The sequence below is a fragment of the Ensifer sp. ENS11 genome (assembly GCF_014851895.1).
Lineage (GTDB): Bacteria > Pseudomonadota > Alphaproteobacteria > Rhizobiales > Rhizobiaceae > Ensifer > Ensifer canadensis.
Map to the genome: position 1 here is coordinate 111,744 of NZ_JACVAN010000001.1, position 19,319 is coordinate 131,062.

Sequence of the window (19,319 nt, forward strand, 5' to 3'; positions counted from 1 at the left end):
AAGCGGTTTTCCGTCAGGAAATGCGTAAAAACAAAGAGATAGATCATTTGTGCGGTTCCGTCCAAATCGGAAACGACTCTATGAGTCGGGCGCCGGTGCGGGAACGATCGGTTTCGCCGGAGTGGCGCCGCGCGGATTGGTGTCCATGCTGGCGGTGATGCGCAGATCGGCTTTCTGTGTAGAGGCCGGCGGTATCGGTCGTTGATCGAGCGCCGCGCCGATCTCGGCGAGCTTGAAGGCGAAATCGTTGAGCGCTGCGCGTTCGGCCTTGGACGACCCCACCAATCCGGTCGGGTCGTATTTCGTCAGGATCGTTGGATAGTCGGCGGTGCTGTCCGTCGGCGGCGCATTGTAGCGCGCCGAGAGCTTTCTGAGCGATTCCGCCAATGTCGGCAGCATCGTCAACGCTCTACGCCAACGGTGTTCGTTGAAGTCGAAATCGTTAAGAAGAGTCTCGCCGGCCTTTCCGCCGAGTGCGCTGAGATAGGCGACGGTTTCGCGATCCATATCCAGATTGAGCCCACCCTCCTTGTCGTCGTCGAGCCTGACTTCGACGATCCGCTCGCTGTAACCGTGCAGCTGGCTCTGCAGCGTGTCCTGCCAATTGCGCGCCGTGTCGAGGATGGCACCGACAAAGCCGAACAGCCCGTCGACCGGGTAGATGGGCGCGACCTTGCCTTCGGACGTCCTGCGCGGAAGATAGACGCGGCTTGCCCCGTCCGCGTCATCGCCGTGCCGCCGCTGATCATAACTGGCAAGCGAGATGCCGAAGGTCGGTCGCCCAGGCAGAAGGCCGTCAAAAAGGTGAATCGGAAAGTTGCTGGTGATGCCACCGTCGGAAAACAGACAGCGGATGTGCGTAGCGGGATCGCGCCGTGCGCTGCTTTTCAGCGAGTAGTCGTAGCGGTAAAGCGGCACGGCACGGATCAGCCCGGGAAAGCTCAGGCTCATCCGGGCGAGAATGGCCACGGGCAGCTTGTTTGCCGGCGGTAGCTGGTAGAAGTCCTTCGACCCATCGGCCGCGACGATGTCGCGTGGTTTGCTCTCCTTGAGCAGGTACGCCATGATCGAGGACGGAAACAACGCCTCGAACTCCGACTTGCGATAATTATGGACCCGGTCTCCGAATGGCAACTCGTAAGGACGGCGCGAGGAGAGGTCGGTGGTCACGCTTCTAAGCGTGATGTCGTGCGCCTCGAGGTCGCCAATTGTCAACGGCCTGTCCGAACCATCCTGCCGGAGGGGACCGGCTATCGCCTCTATTCTTTCGGAGATCCAGTTGGTGAAAGCCGGGTTCTTCATGCCCGGCTGGGTCAGGCCGCTGCAAAGACCGAAATCGTTGGCCGGCAAGAGCACCGCTACCGCCTGGTAGAATTGATAGAGGATCATCAAGATTGCGCCGGTCAAAGCGGTGACGATGCCGAGCAGTATTGTCGCGGCGCCGGTGCCGAGCACACCTGCAATAAGGATCAAAATGCCGGGTGCAGCGCCAAGCAACGCCGGCAGGGCAAAGACCCGCAGCGTCTCCAAGGCGCAGGCCATGGCCCTGCTGTGCTGGGTGCGAATGGCGGCCATGCCGATGCGAAAGAGGGGGGCCGTGTCGGCAGAGGGCTGAAAGAAGGTTGAAAGGTTTGCCGCCAGCTCGCCAGGCATGCCGTCGATGAGGGCAAAGCCGGCATTCTTCTCTTCCACCGTCGCGCCGGTTTGCCGCCGGTACTCCGCGGCCGCCGTCATCACGGCGGCGATCGCGCCAGCCGAAGTTCCGCCAATGTGCATGAAGCGGTAACGGGTTGCCAGTTCAGTGATGGCGCGCGGGAATACCACGCCGGAGGTGATGCCACCCTTCATGATGAGGTCGCACTCTTCGCTGGGTTTGGCGTAACGGAAAGTCGTATCGTTCATCGCACCCTCCATCTCCGAACAACAACATTAGATTGTGTTGATGTTCGATGCACGCAATTTCGCAGCGGCGGAAGGCTGGCGCCGACGGCAAAGCATGGTAATTTGCCGCCTCTCGAGGAGGATCGCGCATGACCATGACGTCCCTGCTTATGTTTGCCGGCGCCTTGCTGGTTGCGGCCGGCTCGCCCGGCCCGAGCGTCGCCGCCCTTGTGGCCCGCGTGCTTTCGAAGGGCGCGCGCGACGTTCTACCCTTCCTTGTGGCGCTCTGGATCGGCGAGGCCATCTGGCTGTCATTTGCGGTGGCCGGCCTGGCGGCGATTGCCGAAAGCTTCCATCTGCTGTTCGTTGCCATCAAGTGGCTGGGCGTCGCCTACCTGCTCTATCTCGCCTGGAAAATGTGGATGGCCGAACCGGATCTGCCCGGCGACAGCCTGCCGCAGTCGCGCTCACCCTCCAAGCTGTTCTTTGCCGGCCTGACGGTGACGCTCGGCAATCCCAAGGTGATGATGTTCTACGTCGCGTTGCTGCCCTCGATCATCGACCTGCGCTCGGTCACCTTGATCGGCTGGATGGAGCTGGTTGCGACGATGCTGGTGGTTCTGGTCGTGGTCGATTTCGGCTGGGTGACCATGGCCGCCAATGCGCGCAAGCTCCTAAAGAGCAAGCGCGCCGTTCGCCTCGCCAACCGCGCCAGCGCCGGAACCATCGCCGGGGCGGCCGTCGTCATCGCCACCCGTTGAGCCGTGCTTCGATGCGTCCGTGAGTTCCGGCGCAATGGAGGGCGGGAGCCGCGTGATATTCCGGCAAGGCGATTCCGTTTGTCGGCGATATGGGCTAAAAGCGCCGCATGGCAAAGCGAGTCACCGGTCCCGAAATCGAAAAACTGATCCAGCTTCTGGCAAAGGTGCCGGGGCTGGGGCCGCGTTCGGCGCGGCGCGCGGCGCTGCATCTGGTCAAGAAGAAGGACCAGCTGCTTGGGCCCCTGGCGGAAGCCATGGGCGAGGCCCATCGCAAGGTGCGCATCTGCTCGTGCTGCGGCAATGTCGACACGATCGATCCCTGTACGGTCTGCGCGGATGAACGCCGCGACCAGTCGGTGATCATCGTCGTCGAGGATGTCGCCGATCTCTGGGCGCTGGAACGGGCCGCGGCGATGAACGCCGCCTATCACGTGCTCGGCGGCACGCTGTCGCCGCTCGACGGCGTCGGCCCCGACGACCTCAACATCAAGGGGCTGGTGCAGCGCGTTGCCAATGGCGGCGTCCGCGAACTGATCATCGCCGTCAACGCCACGGTCGAGGGCCAGACTACCGCCCACTATATCACCGACCAGCTCGAGGGGATGGAGGTGAAGATCACGCGGCTTGCCCATGGCGTGCCTGTTGGCGGCGAACTCGATTATCTCGACGAGGGCACGCTGGCGGCCGCCCTTCGCGCCCGCACCTCGATCTGACACCTCGAATTGATCGGGGCTTTTGCCCCAACCGCCCGCGATCCAACCGATAGGGAAGCCGGATGCTGAGATTTCTATCACTGTCGACATTGTTGTTCTGCGTTTTCACGGGCTTCGCCCAGGCTGCCTCCAAGGCGGATGTCGAGAACCAGTTTCGCCAGTGGCTGCAGCGCGATCTCTGGCCGGAAGCCGAGAAGTCGGGTGTATCAGCGCGATCGTTCAAGGCCGCATTTGCTGACGTAAAGCTGAACTGGGACCTGCCCGATCTGGCCCCACCCGGCTTCCCCAAGCCGAAGGAGCAGAAGCAGAGCCAGGCGGAGTTTTCCTCGCCCGGCAGCTACTTCTCCGAAAAGCGGCTGCAGGGATTGGCGGCAACGGGGCGAAGCCTTGCTTCGACGCACGCGTCTACCCTGAAGCGGATCGAAAAGACCTATGGGGTTCCGGCATCGGTGGTCGTGGCGATCTGGGGCCGCGAATCCGGCTTCGGACGCGCGAAAATTCCCTATCCGGTCGTCGATGTCCTGGCGACCAAGGCCTTCATGTCGACCCGGCCGGATCTGTTCCGCCGCGAGTTGATCGCGGCCTTGCATATTCTGGACAGCGGCGACGTCGAAGAGGTGTCGATGCGCGGCTCCTGGGCCGGCGCCATGGGTCAGCCGCAGTTCATGCCGTCGAGCTTCCTGCAATATGCCGTCGATTTCGACGGCGACGGCCGCCGCGATATCTGGAACTCTGTTCCCGACAGCTTGGCGTCGATTGCCAACTATCTCGTCAAGAAGGGCTGGCAACGTGGCCGCGACTGGGGCTTCGAAGTGTCGATCCCGGCCGGCGTCTCCTGCGCACAGGAAGGTCCGGATCTTGCCCGGCCGATGTCCGATTGGGCGGCCAAGGGCATCACCCGCATTTCCGGAAAAGCCTTCCCGTCGCATGAGCGTTCGGCGCCGTCGATGATGTTGGTTCCGGCCGGCACTCATGGGCCGGAGTTCATCGTCACGCCGAATTTCTATGTGCTCAAGGAATACAACAACTCGGACCTCTATGCGCTGTTCATTGGCAACCTTGCCGATCGCATCGGCGCGGGTGGCGGTGCCTTCCGCGGCACCTGGGGCGATGTCGGCAACATGCTGCGCTCCGATGTCCTGGCGATGCAGAAGGCGCTGGTTGCCAAGGGCTACGACGTCGGCAAGGCCGATGGTCTGGCCGGCTACAAGACGCGCCGCTCGCTCGGCGACTGGCAGGCCAAGAACGGCCTGGCGCCGACCTGCTTTCCCGACGCCACGTTGAAAGCGAAGCTCCGGTAAGTCTGCTGCTGCCGGCGTGTTTACCCAATCCTAGGCGCGCGCTTCGCCTCAGTGCATGTCGACGTTCACCTGCCGCTTGTAGCGCTCGTAATGCGTCGGAACGATCGTCTGGCGCTCGATCATGCGATGCACCCGCGGTGGCGCTGCGCCGCGATGCAGCGCCGTCAGCTTGTCGCCGACCGAGGCGTCGGCTTGCGTCCGGCGCTGGTTATGGCGCACATATTCCACCCAGGTCGGCACATGGTAGGTTTCCGTCCAGGTGGTCGGAATTTCCAGATCGCGCATCAGCGCCCAATGGCCGGCGCCGTCGCGGATGCGGATGCGCCGCCGTTCGGCCATGGTCTCCAGAAACTCCGGTATGTCGGCATCGTCGATCTCGTAATCGATCATGATGACGATCGGGCCGCTGCGGGGTTTCAGGTCCAGCTCGAGCAGCGGCTCGTTGAAGCGGTTGAGCGGATCGAGGTTGAGCGACTTGAACTCGGGCAGCGGCAGGCGCAGGCCGATGACCGCACCCGCCAGCATCAACAGACAGGAGACAACAAGCGCATTGGTGGCACCATATTGCTCGGCCGTCGTGCCCCAGAGCCAGCTGCCGCCGGCAATGCCGCCGAAGGTCATGGTCTGGTAGAGCGACAGCGCCCGGCCGACCACCCAGCGCGGAGCCGAAAGCTGGACGGTGGTGTTGAACAGCGACAGGGCCAGCACCCAGGATGCGCCGGAGACCAGGAGCACGAGACAGCTGAGCCAGGCATAGGGGCTGAAGGCAATGACGACCGTGCTCACGGCAAAGCCGCCAAAAGCCAGGCGAACGATCGCTTCGCTCGACATCATTTCGCGCAGTCTTGCGCTCAGCAATGCGCCGCCGATCGCGCCGAGACCGAAGGCGCCGAGCATCAGGCCGTAGGTGAGCGGTCCGCCCTGGACGAGATCGCGCGCCACCAGCGGCAGAAGCGCGAGAATGGCGCTTGCCGAAAGGCCGAAGAGGAAACCGCGCACCAGCACCTTGCCGATATTGGGCGACATGACGACATAGCGCAGGCCTGCCGTAATCGCCCGGCCGAGCGTTTCGCGCGGCAGTGGGCTCATGGTCACTTCGCGCCGCCAGCGCATCAGCGCAAAGAGGATGGCGAAGTAGCTGAGCGAGTTGGCGGCAAAGGCCGCCGCTGCACCCGCCGTCGCCACGATCACGCCGCCGATCGCCGGGCCGACGCTGCGGGTGATGTTGAAGCCCATACTGTTCAGCGCCACGGCCGCCGGCAGGTCGTCGCGCGGAACCATGTCGCCGACCGAGGCCTGCCAGGAGGGGTTGTTGAGCGCCGTGCCGCAGCCGATCAGGAAGGTGAAGAGCAGGAGCAGCCACGGCGTAATGATGCCGAAATAGGCGCAGATGGTCAGAAGCGCCGACACCGTCAGCATGAAACACTGCGCCACCAGCATGATCCGCCGCCGGTCGAAATTGTCGGCAAGCGCGCCGGACACCAGCGAGAACATCATGATGGGAAGCGCGGTCGACGCCTGCACCAGCGCAACCATGTTGGCCGACGAGGAAATCGAGGTCATCAGCCAGGCGGCGCCGACCGACTGGATGAGGCCGCCGAAGTTGGAGGCGAGGCTTGCTATCCAGATGGTGCGGAAGATGTCGTGCTTGAAGGGGGCCAGTGGCGAAATACGGGTGGGCACCTCGTCTTCTCTCTCGTGTCTTTTGATTGCGATATCGAAGCGGTTCGTTGCCTGTTATAAACCTCGAAGGCCGAAGTGCCAGCCGCTGAAACTTGCCGTCGCATCGATTGCCTGCCATCCGCCCCGATCTGGCGGCTTCGGCCACCACCGGTCGAACACCTTGCAATTTGCGGCAACGAGGCGTATATGGGCCTCAAATTCTTGATCGGTAGATGAAGAGTGGGCCCGTCAGGACCCGCTCTTTTTTATTAGCCGGTCCCATGAGGAGACATCGTTTGTCCGATCCGACAACGGCTGAAAATGAAATTGAACCCCGCCTGATCACCGAGACCGGTCTTGATCAGCGCATCGCCGACATCATCGAACCGGTGCTGACGCCGATGGGCTATCGCCTGGTACGCGTGCGCATGTCCGGCCAGAACGGCATGACGCTGCAGATCATGGCCGAGCGCAACGACGGCACCATGACCGTCGAAGATTGCGAAGCGATCTCGATGGCCATTTCCCCGGTTCTCGATGTGGAAGATCCGGTCGACAAGGCGTATCATCTGGAAGTGTCGTCGCCCGGCATCGATCGCCCGATGGTGCGCAAGTCCGATTTCTTCCGCTGGCAGGGTCACCTGCTGAAATGCGAGACCTCGGTGCTGGTTGAAGGCCGCAAGCGTTTCCGCGGCAAGATCGTGTCCGTGGATGCGGATGGTTTCCAGATCGAGCGCGATCAGCCTGCTTATGGCGAGGAAGCGACGGTTACCATTCCTTTCACCACGCTTGCGGAGGCGCGGTTGATCCTGACCGACGACCTGATCCGCGACGCCCTGACGGCCGACAAGAAGGCCAAGGCAGCGCGCGCCGCGAACGAGAATTTTGAAGACGAAGATTCACCTATCGACGAATAAAAGCCGGGGCGGTGCTTGAGGCCCCCTGCAACCAGACGGAGACATGAGATGGCAGTCAGTGCTAACCGGCTCGAGCTTCTGCAGATCGCAGATGCAGTGGCACGCGAAAAGGTGATCGACCGCGAGATCGTTCTGGCCGCGATGGCCGATGCGATCCAGAAGGCCGCGCGCTCCCGCTATGGTTCGGAATCCAACATCCGTGCCGACATCAATTCCAAGACCGGCGAAATCCGCCTGCAGCGTCTGCTGGAAGTGGTCGAGAAGGCGGAAGACTATTCCACCCAGATCCCGCTTGAACTGGCCCGCGACCGCAACCCGGACGCCAAGCTCGGCGACTTCATTGCCGACCCGCTGCCGCCGATGGATTTCGGCCGTATCGCTGCCCAGTCGGCCAAGCAGGTCATCGTGCAGAAGGTTCGCGAAGCCGAGCGTGACCGCCAGTTCGACGAATTCAAGGATCGCGTCGGCGAGATCGTCAACGGCACCGTCAAGCGCGTCGAATACGGCAACGTCATCGTCGATCTCGGCCGTGGCGAAGGCATCATCCGTCGCGACGAGATGATCCCGCGCGAAAACATGCGTTACGGCGACCGCGTCCGCGCCTTCGTCTACGACGTTCGCCGCGAACAGCGCGGCCCGCAGATCTTCCTGTCGCGCACGCATCCGCAGTTCATGGTCAAGCTCTTCACCATGGAAGTGCCTGAAATCTACGACGGCATCATCCAGATCAAGTCGGTTGCCCGCGATCCGGGCTCGCGCGCCAAGATCGCCGTGATCTCGAACGACTCGTCGATCGATCCGGTCGGCGCCTGCGTCGGTATGCGCGGTTCGCGCGTTCAGGCCGTCGTCGGCGAACTGCAGGGCGAAAAGATCGATATCATTCCGTGGTCGCAGGATCCGGCATCGTTCATCGTCAACGCGCTGCAGCCGGCGGAAGTCGCCAAGGTCGTTCTCGACGAAGATGCGGAACGCATCGAAGTGGTGGTTCCGGACGAGCAGCTGTCGCTGGCCATCGGCCGCCGCGGCCAGAACGTTCGCCTCGCTTCGCAGCTGACCGGCTGGGATATCGACATCCTCACCGAGCAGGAAGAAAGCGAACGTCGCCAGAAGGAATTCAACGAGCGCACCAACCTGTTCATGGACTCGCTCGACGTCGACGAGATGGTCGGTCAGGTTCTGGCTTCCGAGGGCTTTGCGGCTGTCGAGGAGCTTGCCTATGTCGATCTCGACGAAATTGCCTCGATCGACGGCTTCGACGACGAAACGGCTACCGAAATCCAGACCCGCGCCCGCGAGTACCTGGACAGGCTGGAAGCTGAGATGGATGCCAAGCGCAAGGAACTCGGCGTTGCCGACGAACTGCGCACGATCAATGGCCTGACCAGCCCGATGCTGGTCGCGCTCGGCGAGGAAGGCATCAAGACCATCGAGGACTTTGCCGGTTGCGCCGCTGACGACCTGGTTGGCTGGAGCGAACGCAAGGACGGCGAGACCAAGCGCTTCGAGGGCACGTTCTCGAAGTTCGAAGTTTCGCGTGCCGACGCTGAAGCCATGATCGTTCAGGCTCGCCTTGCTGCCGGCTGGATCACGGAAGACGACCTCGCCGTCGAGCAGGAAGTAGATGAGGCGATCGAGGTTGCCGAAGGCGCGGAACAGGACGCCTGATGGCGACCACCGCATCGACTGACGCTGACGTTCTGCCTTCGGACAACGGTCCGAAGGACAAGAGCGGCAGCACCCGGACTTGCATCGTCACGCGCGAGAGTGGCTCGCCCGACGATCTGATCCGCTTCGTCGCCGGACCCGACGGCCGCATCGTTCCCGATCTGAAGCGTCAGCTTCCGGGGCGCGGCTGCTGGGTCAAGGCGGAGCGGGCGCTGGTCGAAAAGGCCATGGCGAAGAAGCTCTTCGCCCGGGCCTTGAAGGCCGACGTCAAGGTCGATGCGACGCTTGCCGATGACGTGGACAGGCTGCTCGTCGAGCAGCTTGCCGGAATGATGAACATGGCGCGCAAGGCGGCCCAGTTCATCTCCGGCGCGACGAAGACGGAGCAGGCAGTTCGTGGATTGGCGGCACTCGCCGTCTTCCACGCGAGTGATGCGGCAGCCGACGGCGTCCGCAAGATTGACCAGGCCCGCAAGGCGATGAGCTTTGTGGTTGAAGATGAAACGGAAATACCCGCGTTCCGCCCCTTCACGGCGGCGGAAATGGAGGGCCTTTTGGGAAGTAATGCTTTTATCCATGCCGCAACGCTTGCAGGGCAGGCGGGTGAGGGTGTAGTGAAGCGCGCAATCATGCTCGAAAAGTACCGTGGATCCGTCCCGGTCCGGGCCGAAGGCGGCGCTGGCAAGCCACAGCAATGACGCGCGTCACCGGCAAAATCCGGCATCGCGTACATTGTTTGAGACAATTTGGAAGACAGGGTCAGGTGATACGCATCCGGCCCTGATCGCTAGGAACGGAACGGAATGACCGACAACAACGACGACAAGACAGGCGGCGCAGCAGGCAAGAAGACGCTGACCCTGAAGCCCTCCGGGGTTTCGCAGGGGACCGTGCGTCAGGACATGGGCCGTGGCCGCACCAAGGCGGTCGTGGTCGAAACCAAGAAACGCCCCTTCCATCGCCCCAAGGACGAGCGCCCGATCACGCCGGTTGCCGCGGCTCCCGCCGCACGGCCGGCCGAACAGCGTCCGGCTCAGCCGCAGCCTTCGGGCCGCCCGGCCCCGCAGCCACAGCAGCACCAGACGCGCCAGGAAGCCAACCAGGCGAACCGTCCGCGCGTCGGTGTCGTTCTGAACCAGCTTTCCGCCGGTGAGATCGATGCGCGCCGCCGCGCTCTGGCCGAAGCCCAGATCCGCGAAGCTGAAGAAGCGGTCATCCGCGCCGAGAACGAAGCGCGCCGCAAGCGTGAGGAAGAAGCCCGTCTCCTGCAGGAGAAGGAAGACGCCGCACGTCGCGCCGCCGAGGAAGCAGCCCGCCCGGCTGTCGAGCCCGAAGCCAAGGCCGAAGAGGTTGTCGAAGAGCGCCCCGTGGCTGCTCGCGCACCTGCAGCCGGCGAGCGTCGCGTCGACAATCGCCCGCAGGCTGCACGGCCCGCCGCCGCCCCGGCAGCAGGTCTTCCGACGCCGGCACCGGCCGGTGCTCTGCGCGGCCGCAAGGTCGACAACGAAAAGGATGAGGATCGCAGCCCGCGCCCCGGCGCAGGTCCGGTTCGTGGCAAGGTCGTGCGTCCGGAGCCGGCAAAGCCGGTCACGCGCCCGAAGGGTGACGATGGTCGCCGCCAGGGCAAGCTGACGCTGACCACCGCTGCCGACGAGGATGCCGGCCAGCGCGCCCGCTCGCTGTCGGCGATGCGTCGCCGCCAGGAGAAGTTCAAGCGCAGCCAGATGCAGGAGACCCGCGAGAAGATTTCGCGCGAAGTCGTTCTGCCGGAAACCATCACGATTCAGGAACTGTCGCAGCGCATGTCCGAACGCGCCGTCGACGTCATCAAGTACCTGATGAAGGAAGGCCAGATGATGAAGCCCGGCGATCTGATCGATGCCGACCTGGCTGAACTCATCGCCGGCGAATTCGGCCACACCGTCAAGCGTGTTTCCGAGTCCGACGTCGAAGAAGGCATCTTCAACGTTTCCGACATCGAGGAAGAACTGGTCTCGCGTCCGCCGATCGTCACGATCATGGGTCACGTCGACCACGGCAAGACCTCGCTGCTCGACGCCATCCGTCATGCCAACGTGGTTGCCGGCGAAGCGGGTGGCATCACCCAGCACATCGGCGCCTACCAGGTCGAGCAGAACGGTAACAAGATCACCTTCATCGACACACCCGGCCACGCGGCGTTCACCGCCATGCGTGCCCGTGGTGCCCAGGCGACCGACATTGCCATCCTGGTGGTTGCGGCCGACGACAGCGTGATGCCGCAGACGATCGAATCCATCAACCACGCCAAAGCGGCCGGTGTTCCGATCATCGTGGCGATCAACAAGGTCGACAAGCCGGCGGCCAATGCCCAGAAGGTTCGCACCGAACTTCTGCAGCATGAAGTCTTCGTCGAATCCATGGGCGGTGAAGTTCTCGACGTGGAAGTCTCGGCGAAGAACGGCACCAACCTCGACAAGCTGCTCGAAGCGATCCTGCTCCAGGCCGAAATCCTCGACCTCAAGGCCAATCCGAACCGGACAGCCGAAGGTACTGTGGTTGAAGCCGAACTCGACCGTGGCCGCGGCGCCGTCGCAACCGTGCTCGTTCAGAAGGGTACGCTGCGTCCGGGCCAGATCATCGTTGCCGGCGACCAGTGGGGCCGTGTGCGCGCCCTGGTCAACGACAAGGGTGAACACGTCAAGGAAGCCGGTCCGTCGATGCCGGTCGAAGTTCTCGGCCTGTCGGGCACGCCGGCAGCAGGCGACAAGTTCGCCGTCGTCGAAAACGAAAGCCGCGCTCGCGAGATCTCGGAATACCGCCTGCGGCTTGCCCGCGACAAGGCAGTTGCCCGTCAGTCCGGTTCGCGCGGTTCGCTCGAGCAGATGATGACCCAGCTCCAGACCTCCGGTCTCAAGGAGTTCCCGCTCGTCATCAAGGGCGACGTGCAAGGCTCGATCGAAGCGATCGCCGGTGCGCTGGACAAGCTCGGAACCGACGAAGTGCGTGCGCGCATCGTCCATTCGGGTGCTGGCGGTATCACCGAGTCGGATATCTCGCTCGCAGAAGCATCGAACGCCGCCATCATCGGCTTCAACGTTCGTGCCAACAATCAGGCCCGTTCGGCAGCCGAGCGTGGAGGCATCGAAATCCGCTACTACAACATCATCTACGATCTGGTGGATGACGTTAAGGCGGCGATGTCCGGTCTGCTTTCGCCCGAGCGTCGCGAAACCTTCCTCGGCAACGCCGAGATCCTTGAGGTGTTCAACATCACCAAGGTCGGCAAGGTCGCGGGTTGCCGCGTCACCGAAGGCAAGGTCGAGCGCGGCGTCGGCGTCCGTCTGGTTCGCGACAACGTCGTCATCCACGAAGGCAAGCTCAAGACGCTCAAGCGCTTCAAGGACGAAGTCTCGGAAGTCAACGTCGGTCAGGAATGCGGTATGGCGTTCGAGAACTACGAAGACATCCGCGCAGGCGACACGATCGAGTGCTTCCGCGTCGAACACATCACGCGGACGCTGTAAGATCCGTCCGATTAGAAATTGTGCGGGCGCCGGGTTATCCTTCGGCGCTCGCATTTTTTTGAGGTATTGACCAATGACCAGAGCCACATCCTCTGCCCCCTCCCAGCGCATGCTGCGCATCGGTGAACAGGTGCGCGCCGCGATCACGCAGGTTCTACAGCGGGGCGACGTCCGCGATCCCGTGATCGAGAAGACGCTGATCGCGATCTCCGAAGTGCGCATGTCGACCGACCTGAGGATCGCGACCGCCTTTGTGACGCCGCTCGGCGTTCCCAATCATGCTGAGGTCATCGAGGCGCTGAACAAGAACGCCAAGTACATTCGCGGCCGCCTCGGCCCGCATTTGCGCCAGTTGAAGTACATGCCCGAAGTTCGCTTCCGCGACGATACCAGCTTCGACAACTACAAGAAGATCGATGCCCTGCTTCGTTCGCCCGAAGTCAGCCGCGACCTCGATCCGAATACCGACGACGAAGAATAGAAGAGTTCATGTCCAAACCGCGTAAACCCAAGGGCCGTCCGATCTCGGGCTGGCTGATCCTCGACAAGCCGCTCGATTTCGGCTCGACCGAAGCCGTTTCCAAGATCAAGTGGCTGTTCAAGGCGCAGAAGGCCGGCCATGCCGGCACGCTCGATCCACTGGCGTCCGGCATGCTGCCGATCGCTCTTGGCGACGCGACCAAGACCGTCCCCTATGTCATGGATGGCCGCAAGATCTATGAATTTACGGTCGCCTGGGGCGAAGAGCGCTCGACCGACGATCTCGAAGGCCAGGTGACGCATTCTTCGGACGCACGCCCGACCGAAGAGGCGATCCGCGCCCTCTTGCCGAACTATACCGGCGTTATCAGCCAGGTGCCGCCGCAGTTCTCTGCGATCAAGATCGACGGCGAGCGCGCCTACGATCTCGCCCGCGATGGCGAGACCGTCGATATCCCGGCACGCGAAGTCGAGGTGTTCCGCCTGACGCTGCTCGGCGCCGCGCCCAATCTCGCCCAGTTCGAGATCGAATGCGGCAAGGGCACTTATGTTCGCTCGATCGCCCGCGACATGGGCCGCGATCTAGGCTGTTTCGGCCACATCGCTTCGCTGCGGCGCACCTTCGTCGCGCCGTTCGGCGAGGATGACATGGTGCCGCTCGCCGATCTGGTGGCACTCGAAAAGATCGAAGACGAGGACGAGCGGCTGGCAGCCCTCGATGCGTTCGTCATCGAAACCGGCGAGGCGCTGTCCAGCCTGCCGCATATCGCCGTCAGCGACGACCAGGCGCATCGGCTGAAGATGGGCAATCCTATCATCCTGCGTGGCCGAGACGCGCCTCTGGCAACGCCAGAAGCCTATGCGACCACCCGCGGCAAGCTGATCGCCATCGGTGAGATCGCCGAAGGCGAGTTCCGCCCGAAGCGGGTCTTTGCCGTCGGCTGATCGCTTCGATCGCCACATTTGCCTTTGCCGCATCGCTGACGCATGATCCCGCCCAAGGGCTTGGGGCTGCTTCGAAACGGTTCCGTTTCCAGCTCGCAAGCAGGCGCTCGTCGCCTGCTGTCGCCCGTTTCGTCCGGCGGTCATGGCTGCTGCATGATTTTCCGGATCGGCATTGATTTGGAGCGAGGATTATGACGCAGTTTTAAGGTGTTGCGGTGGCCTTCGCGCGCTACATTCGACGCGCGACGCTGTGGTTGAAAGGCGGTGCATTTGGCGCAGGTTTCGCAAGAGGGAAGGGAGACTGCCGTGGGTCGCCTGGCGACAGCTCTCGATTTCGTTCGTCACCGCATGACGCGGCCTTTCCGTTTCTACCTGACTTCGCTGCTGCTGATCGCGATCGTTCCCGCGTTCATCTTTTCGCTCGTGGTGCTGAAGCGCAGCGTCGACGCACAGGAGCAGGTCATCACCGCGCTGCTGCAGGCCTCGACCGGATCGGTGACGCGCATCGTCGAGCGCGATGTCGAGGGAATGCTGACGACGCTGAAGGTGCTGTCGACCGCACCGGCGATGGAGGGCGGCGACATGGAGGCCTTCTATCGCAGGGCCTCGACGGCGCTCGCCGATACCGATTCCTATCTGATCGTCATCGACCGCAAGCACAATCAGCTCATGAACACCCGGGTGCCCTTTGGCACGCCGCTCGCCAAGGCCTCCGATCCCGCCTCCGTCGAGCGGGCCTTCACCAACAATGGTGCGCCGCTGGTCTCGAACGTCTTCTTCGGCCAGACGGCCGAAAAGTGGGTCTTCAACGTTTATTTGCCGGCGAAGCTTCCAACCGGCGAGGAATACCTGCTCGCTCTGACGCAGAACGCCGAGAGCATGGCCAAGGCCGTGAACCGCGAAACGCTGTCGCCCGGCTGGAACGCCGCTCTGGTCGACGGCAACGGCAAGGTCATCATTTCCTCCGACACCGGGGTCAAGGCGGGTGAACCGTTCTTCCTCGACAAGGTGCCGGCGATCAGCATCGGCGTGCGCAACATCACCGAAAACGGTACCGCCTATCGGGTGGCAACGGAGTTCTCCGTCGTGACCGGCTGGCGGATCATCGCCTGGGCGCCGCGCACCACGGTCGATGCGCCGGCCACCTGGTCCTTCCTGTGGCTGTCGCTTGGCGGCATCATCTTTGCCGGCATTGCCATTGCGGGATCGCTGGCGATCGCAAGGCTTCTGTCGCAAGGGGTGAAACTGGTCGCGCTCGACGCACGCCGCCTCGGCGCCGGCGAGCGCATCGAGCCGCGCCCGCATATGATCGCCGAAGTCGAGACCGTATCCGCAGCCCTTGCCAAGGCCGCGGCGTCGCGCACCAAGGCCGAGGGCGAGATCCGCTTCCTGATGCGCGAGGTTGCCCACCGCTCGAAGAACCAGCTGACGGTGATCCAGTCGATGCTGAATCAGTCGGTGCATTCGGCCGAAAGCGTCGCCGACTTCGCGGACTCCTTCCGCAAGCGCATCGCCGGCCTTGCTCGCTCGACAGATCTGATGATTGCCAACGCCGCCCAGGGCGTCGATTTCCGCGAGCTTGCCCAGAACCAGCTGCAGCCGTTCACCCCGGATGATCCCAAGCGTGTGGTCCTGTCGGGCCCGCCCCTAAGGCTCGACACGGAGAGCGCACAAACGCTCGGCATGGCGCTGCATGAACTGGCCACGAACGCCACGAAGTATGGTGCGCTTGCCAATACCACCGGTGTCGTCAAGCTCAGCTGGTCGCTGTCCGACGAGGGCATCGCCGTTCGTTGGCGCGAGGAGGGGGCCGACATCGAGGCGCAGACGAACCCGACCCGCAAGGGCTTTGGAACGCTGGTGCTGGAGCGTATGCTCGGCATGGCGCTGAAGGCCGAATTAGAACGGATCATGCATCCCGACGGCATCGAGTGGCGGATCAACATCCCGCGGAATGCCAAGGGTGGCGAAGGGGACGACGCGGAGCCTTGAGACGCATTCGGTTTTGAACGGTTGGTTTTGAAAAGGGGCAGGAATGCGGGGCTGGACAGGTCGCATCGGCATTCTCTCAGTCGTGTTGAGCCTGATGGCTGCGGCACCCGCCGCCGGCCAGGATGTGGCCTGTGTCGTCTCAGACCCGACCGGCACGCCGCTTACTGCATAATTCCTTAAATCGGATCCGATTTAAGGATAAAATTATGCAGCAGGTCTAAAGCGTTACAGCGTCCTTTGCGCGTCATATTTGACGCGCGGCGCCGTAATGTCCGCACGGAACCGAACGGCCGGATCGTCATGACATTGGCCAATGGCAGCAAGGTTCGCCGGGTCGGCGAACGCCGGCATGCCGGCAGGGGCTGGGCGCTGGTTTCGAGCGTTGCCGGCGAACTCGGATGGGTGTTTGCCGCCTATCTCGACTGTGTCCCGGTTGATGGCGACCAGCTGAAGTCGGCGCCGATGCGCCCGCGACCGTCAGGCAATTGAGAGGCGGCCGGCCATCGCTGAAGAGCCATTTTCATGACCCTTTCCTTTTTCATCCAATTCGGTTATAGGCACGCCAGCAAAAGGCGCATGCCCGTTGCATTCACGGCCGCAGCTGGACGACATCCCGGCTGAAGGCGTCCCTAAATCCTCGAAATCGAAAGGATCATCCGATGTCGATTGCTGCAGAGCGTAAGGCTCAGCTCATCAAGGAATATGCAACCGTTGAAGGCGACACCGGTTCTCCGGAAGTCCAGGTAGCTATCCTGACGGAACGGATCAACAACCTGACCGAACACTTCAAGGGCCACAAGAAGGATAACCATTCCCGCCGTGGTCTTCTCGCGATGGTTTCCAGCCGTCGTTCGCTCCTCGACTATCTGAAAAAGAAAGACGAAGCGCGCTACACCAAGCTGATTGGTGCCCTCGGCATCCGTCGCTAAGCGACTTGCCCGGCGGATCGCATGCGGTCCGCCGGCCTTTTTTATTATGGAGCGCAGAGCGCTCAGGAAATGAACTCTCCGCAAGCGCACTAGGCGCACACAAGGAGAGGTATCCAGCGGGCCGGATGGGCCGGATCCGCGGATCAACCGATGGCCCGTCATGGGGCAGGATTGCAGGATGCTTCGGCGCCTGCTTGCAGAACCCGCTGCAGAGCAGCCAGGTCTTGCAAAGCGGAAAGCGGCCGGTCTCTTTTGAAGCCTCCCGTTGTCTTGCCCGTGATGCGCCATACCAGGCGGTTTTTCGACCACCCGCGCTGCAACAGCCGCGGAAAGGTCTGCCGCACACGAAGGACAGAACATGTTCGATACCCATAAGGTTGAAATCGAATGGGCTGGGCGTCCGCTCAAGCTCGAAACCGGCAAGGTCGCCCGTCAGGCTGACGGCGCCGTTCTCGCCACCTACGGCGAAACCGTCGTTCTCGCCACCGTCGTTTCGGCCAAGTCGCCGAAGCCGGGCCAGGACTTCTTCCCGCTGACCGTCAACTACCAGGAAAAGACCTACGCCGCCGGCAAAATCCCGGGCGGCTACTTCAAGCGCGAAGGTCGTCCGAGCGAGAACGAAACGCTGGTTTCGCGTCTGATCGACCGCCCGATCCGCCCGCTTTTCCCCGATGGCTACAAGAACGACACCCAGGTCATCGTCACGGTCATGCAGCATGACCTCGAAAACAATCCCGACATCCTGTCGATGGTTGCAGCTTCCGCTGCGCTGACGCTGTCCGGCATCCCGTTCATGGGCCCGATCGGCGGCGCGCGCGTCGGCTACATCAACGGCCAGTACGTTCTTAACCCGCATCTCGATGAGATGGACGAGTCGACCCTCGACCTCGTCGTCGCCGGCACGCAGGAAGCCGTGCTGATGGTCGAGTCGGAAGCCAAGGAACTGGCCGAAGACATCATGCTCGGCGCCGTCGTATTCGGCCAGAAGGGTTTCCAGCCGGTCATCGACGCCATCATCAAGCTCGCTGAAGTTGCCGCCAAGGAGCCGCGCGAATTCGAACCGGAAGATCATTCCGCTCTCGAAAACGCCATGCTTTCGCTTGCCGAAGACGAACTGCGCAATGCCTACAAGATCACCGAGAAGGTTGCTCGCTACGTTGCCGTCGACGCTGTCAAGGCGAAGGTAAAGGCGCACTTCCTGCCGGAAGGCATCGAGCCGGCGCATACGCCTGAGGTTATCGGCGCTGTCTTCAAGCACCTGCAGGCCAAGATCGTTCGTTGGAACATCCTCGACACCAAGAGCCGCATCGACGGCCGCGATCTCGAAACCGTACGTCCGATCGTCTCGGAAGTCGGTCTTCTGCCGCGTACCCACGGTTCGGCGCTCTTCACCCGCGGTGAAACCCAAGCGATCGTCGTTGCCACGCTCGGCACCGGCGAAGACGAACAGTACGTTGACAGCCTGACCGGCATGTACAAAGAACGCTTCATGCTGCACTACAACTTCCCGCCCTTCTCGGTCGGTGAAACCGGTCGCATGGGCTCCCCGGGCCGCCGCGAAATCGGTCACGGCAAGCTCGCCTGGCGCGCTATCCGCCCGATGCTGCCGGAAGCCGAGCAGTTCCCCTACACGCTGCGCGTCGTTTCCGAGATCACCGAATCCAATGGCTCGTCGTCGATGGCGACGGTCTGCGGCACCTCGCTCGCTCTCATGGATGCAGGCGTTCCTCTGGCAAAGCCGGTTGCCGGTATCGCCATGGGCCTGATCAAGGAAGATGAGCGCTTCGCCGTTCTCTCCGACATCCTCGGCGACGAAGATCACCTCGGCGACATGGACTTCAAGGTTGCAGGCACCGACGCCGGCATTACCTCGCTCCAGATGGACATCAAGATCGAGGGCATCACCGAAGAGATCATGGGCATTGCGCTCAACCAGGCCAAGGGCGGCCGTCTCCACATCCTCGGCGAAATGGCCAAGGCCATCTCCGAAAGCCGCGGCCAGCTCGGCGAATTCGCACCGCGCATCGAAGTGATGAACATCCCGGTCGACAAGATCCGTGAAGTCATCGGCTCCGGCGGCAAGGTCATCCGCGAAATCGTCGAAAAGACCGGCGCCAAGATCAACATCGAAGACGACGGCACCGTGAAGATCGCTTCTTCTTCGGGCAAGGAAATCGAAGCGGCCCGCAAGTGGATCCACTCGATCGTTGCCGAGCCGGAAGTCGGCCAGGTCTACGAAGGCACCGTTGTCAAGACCGCCGACTTCGGCGCCTTCGTCAACTTCTTCGGCGCCCGTGACGGCCTCGTCCATATCTCGCAGCTTGCCTCGGAGCGCGTTGCCAAGACCACCGACGTCGTCAAGGAAGGCGACAAGGTCTGGGTCAAGTTGATGGGCTTCGACGAGCGCGGCAAGGTTCGCCTTTCCATGAAGGTCGTCGACCAGGCGACCGGCAAGGAAGTTGCTGCAGAAAAGAAGGGTGACGGCGAAGCCGCTGAATAAGCGGTCTCTACCCGAACGCATTCGGGGCGCGGAGCGGATCGCTCCGCGCCCTTTTCTTGTACTGATA

Annotated in this window: 16 protein-coding genes; 14 read left to right on the top strand and 2 right to left on the bottom strand. The window is 62.6% G+C overall.

The features are described from left to right. Positions 1-78 precede the first annotated feature (78 nt). Positions 79-1,902, bottom strand: coding sequence for a patatin-like phospholipase family protein (locus IB264_RS00560; RefSeq protein WP_025425481.1), 1,824 nt, complete (start codon positions 1,900-1,902; stop codon positions 79-81). Between the two features lie 128 nt (positions 1,903-2,030). Between IB264_RS00560 and IB264_RS00565 the strand changes: the two genes are divergently transcribed. The 3 genes from IB264_RS00565 to IB264_RS00575 all read left to right on the top strand — a co-directional run bounded on the left by IB264_RS00565 (position 2,031) and on the right by IB264_RS00575 (position 4,656). Further along, a complete protein-coding gene (locus IB264_RS00565; protein WP_025425482.1) occupies positions 2,031-2,642 on the top strand; it encodes a LysE family translocator in 612 nt (203 codons plus the stop codon). 107 nt (positions 2,643-2,749) lie between these two features. Continuing rightward, complete coding sequence (recR, locus tag IB264_RS00570) at positions 2,750-3,355, top strand: recombination mediator RecR (protein ID WP_025425483.1); 606 nt, start codon at positions 2,750-2,752, stop codon at positions 3,353-3,355. 62 nt (positions 3,356-3,417) lie between these two features. Then, positions 3,418-4,656 (top strand): lytic murein transglycosylase, encoded by a 1,239-nt coding sequence (locus IB264_RS00575; RefSeq protein ID WP_025425484.1) that lies wholly within the window; start codon positions 3,418-3,420, stop codon positions 4,654-4,656. 48 nt (positions 4,657-4,704) lie between these two features. Here IB264_RS00575 and IB264_RS00580 read toward each other — a convergent pair whose 3' ends face one another. Next, positions 4,705-6,339 (bottom strand): MFS transporter, encoded by a 1,635-nt coding sequence (locus tag IB264_RS00580; RefSeq protein ID WP_038575795.1) that lies wholly within the window; start codon positions 6,337-6,339, stop codon positions 4,705-4,707. 260 nt (positions 6,340-6,599) lie between these two features. On the opposite strand from IB264_RS00580, the gene rimP reads away from it, so the two are divergent. From rimP to pnp, 11 genes are all read left to right on the top strand, one after another. Continuing rightward, positions 6,600-7,235 (top strand): ribosome maturation factor RimP, encoded by a 636-nt coding sequence (gene rimP, locus IB264_RS00585; protein WP_081788827.1) that lies wholly within the window; start codon positions 6,600-6,602, stop codon positions 7,233-7,235. Between the two features lie 48 nt (positions 7,236-7,283). Next, a complete protein-coding gene (nusA, locus tag IB264_RS00590) occupies positions 7,284-8,900 on the top strand; it encodes a transcription termination factor NusA (protein WP_025425487.1) in 1,617 nt (538 codons plus the stop codon). Then, a complete protein-coding gene (locus IB264_RS00595; RefSeq protein ID WP_025425488.1) occupies positions 8,900-9,598 on the top strand; it encodes an RNA-binding protein in 699 nt (232 codons plus the stop codon). The genes nusA and IB264_RS00595 overlap by 1 nt, the downstream gene beginning before the upstream one ends. 105 nt (positions 9,599-9,703) lie before the next feature. After that, the gene (gene infB, locus IB264_RS00600; protein WP_025425489.1) at positions 9,704-12,406 is read left to right on the top strand and encodes a translation initiation factor IF-2; all 2,703 of its coding nucleotides are present in this window, start codon (positions 9,704-9,706) and stop codon (positions 12,404-12,406) included. Positions 12,407-12,479: 73 nt separating this feature from the next. Beyond that, entirely contained in the window at positions 12,480-12,887 is a 408-nt protein-coding gene (gene rbfA, locus IB264_RS00605) for a 30S ribosome-binding factor RbfA (protein WP_025425490.1), read from the top strand. Positions 12,888-12,895: 8 nt separating this feature from the next. Beyond that, on the top strand, positions 12,896-13,831 hold the full coding sequence (gene truB / locus IB264_RS00610) for a tRNA pseudouridine(55) synthase TruB (protein WP_025425491.1): 936 nt from the start codon (positions 12,896-12,898) through the stop codon (positions 13,829-13,831). Positions 13,832-14,101: 270 nt separating this feature from the next. Further along, positions 14,102-15,823 carry a sensor histidine kinase gene (locus IB264_RS00615; RefSeq protein WP_025425492.1) on the top strand — a complete coding sequence of 574 codons (1,722 nt, stop codon included), beginning with the start codon at positions 14,102-14,104 and terminating at the stop codon, positions 15,821-15,823. 43 nt (positions 15,824-15,866) lie between these two features. Continuing rightward, the gene (locus IB264_RS35080; RefSeq protein WP_255569776.1) at positions 15,867-15,995 is read left to right on the top strand and encodes a hypothetical protein; all 129 of its coding nucleotides are present in this window, start codon (positions 15,867-15,869) and stop codon (positions 15,993-15,995) included. A gap of 65 nt (positions 15,996-16,060) precedes the next feature. Further along, positions 16,061-16,312, top strand: coding sequence for an SH3 domain-containing protein (locus IB264_RS00620; protein ID WP_025425493.1), 252 nt, complete (start codon positions 16,061-16,063; stop codon positions 16,310-16,312). 170 nt (positions 16,313-16,482) lie between these two features. Next, complete coding sequence (gene rpsO / locus IB264_RS00625) at positions 16,483-16,752, top strand: 30S ribosomal protein S15 (RefSeq protein WP_025425494.1); 270 nt, start codon at positions 16,483-16,485, stop codon at positions 16,750-16,752. 358 nt (positions 16,753-17,110) lie between these two features. Then, positions 17,111-19,252, top strand: a complete 2,142-nt coding sequence (gene pnp, locus IB264_RS00630) for a polyribonucleotide nucleotidyltransferase (protein ID WP_025425495.1) — start codon at positions 17,111-17,113, stop codon at positions 19,250-19,252. The last annotated feature ends 67 nt before the right edge of the window (positions 19,253-19,319 follow it).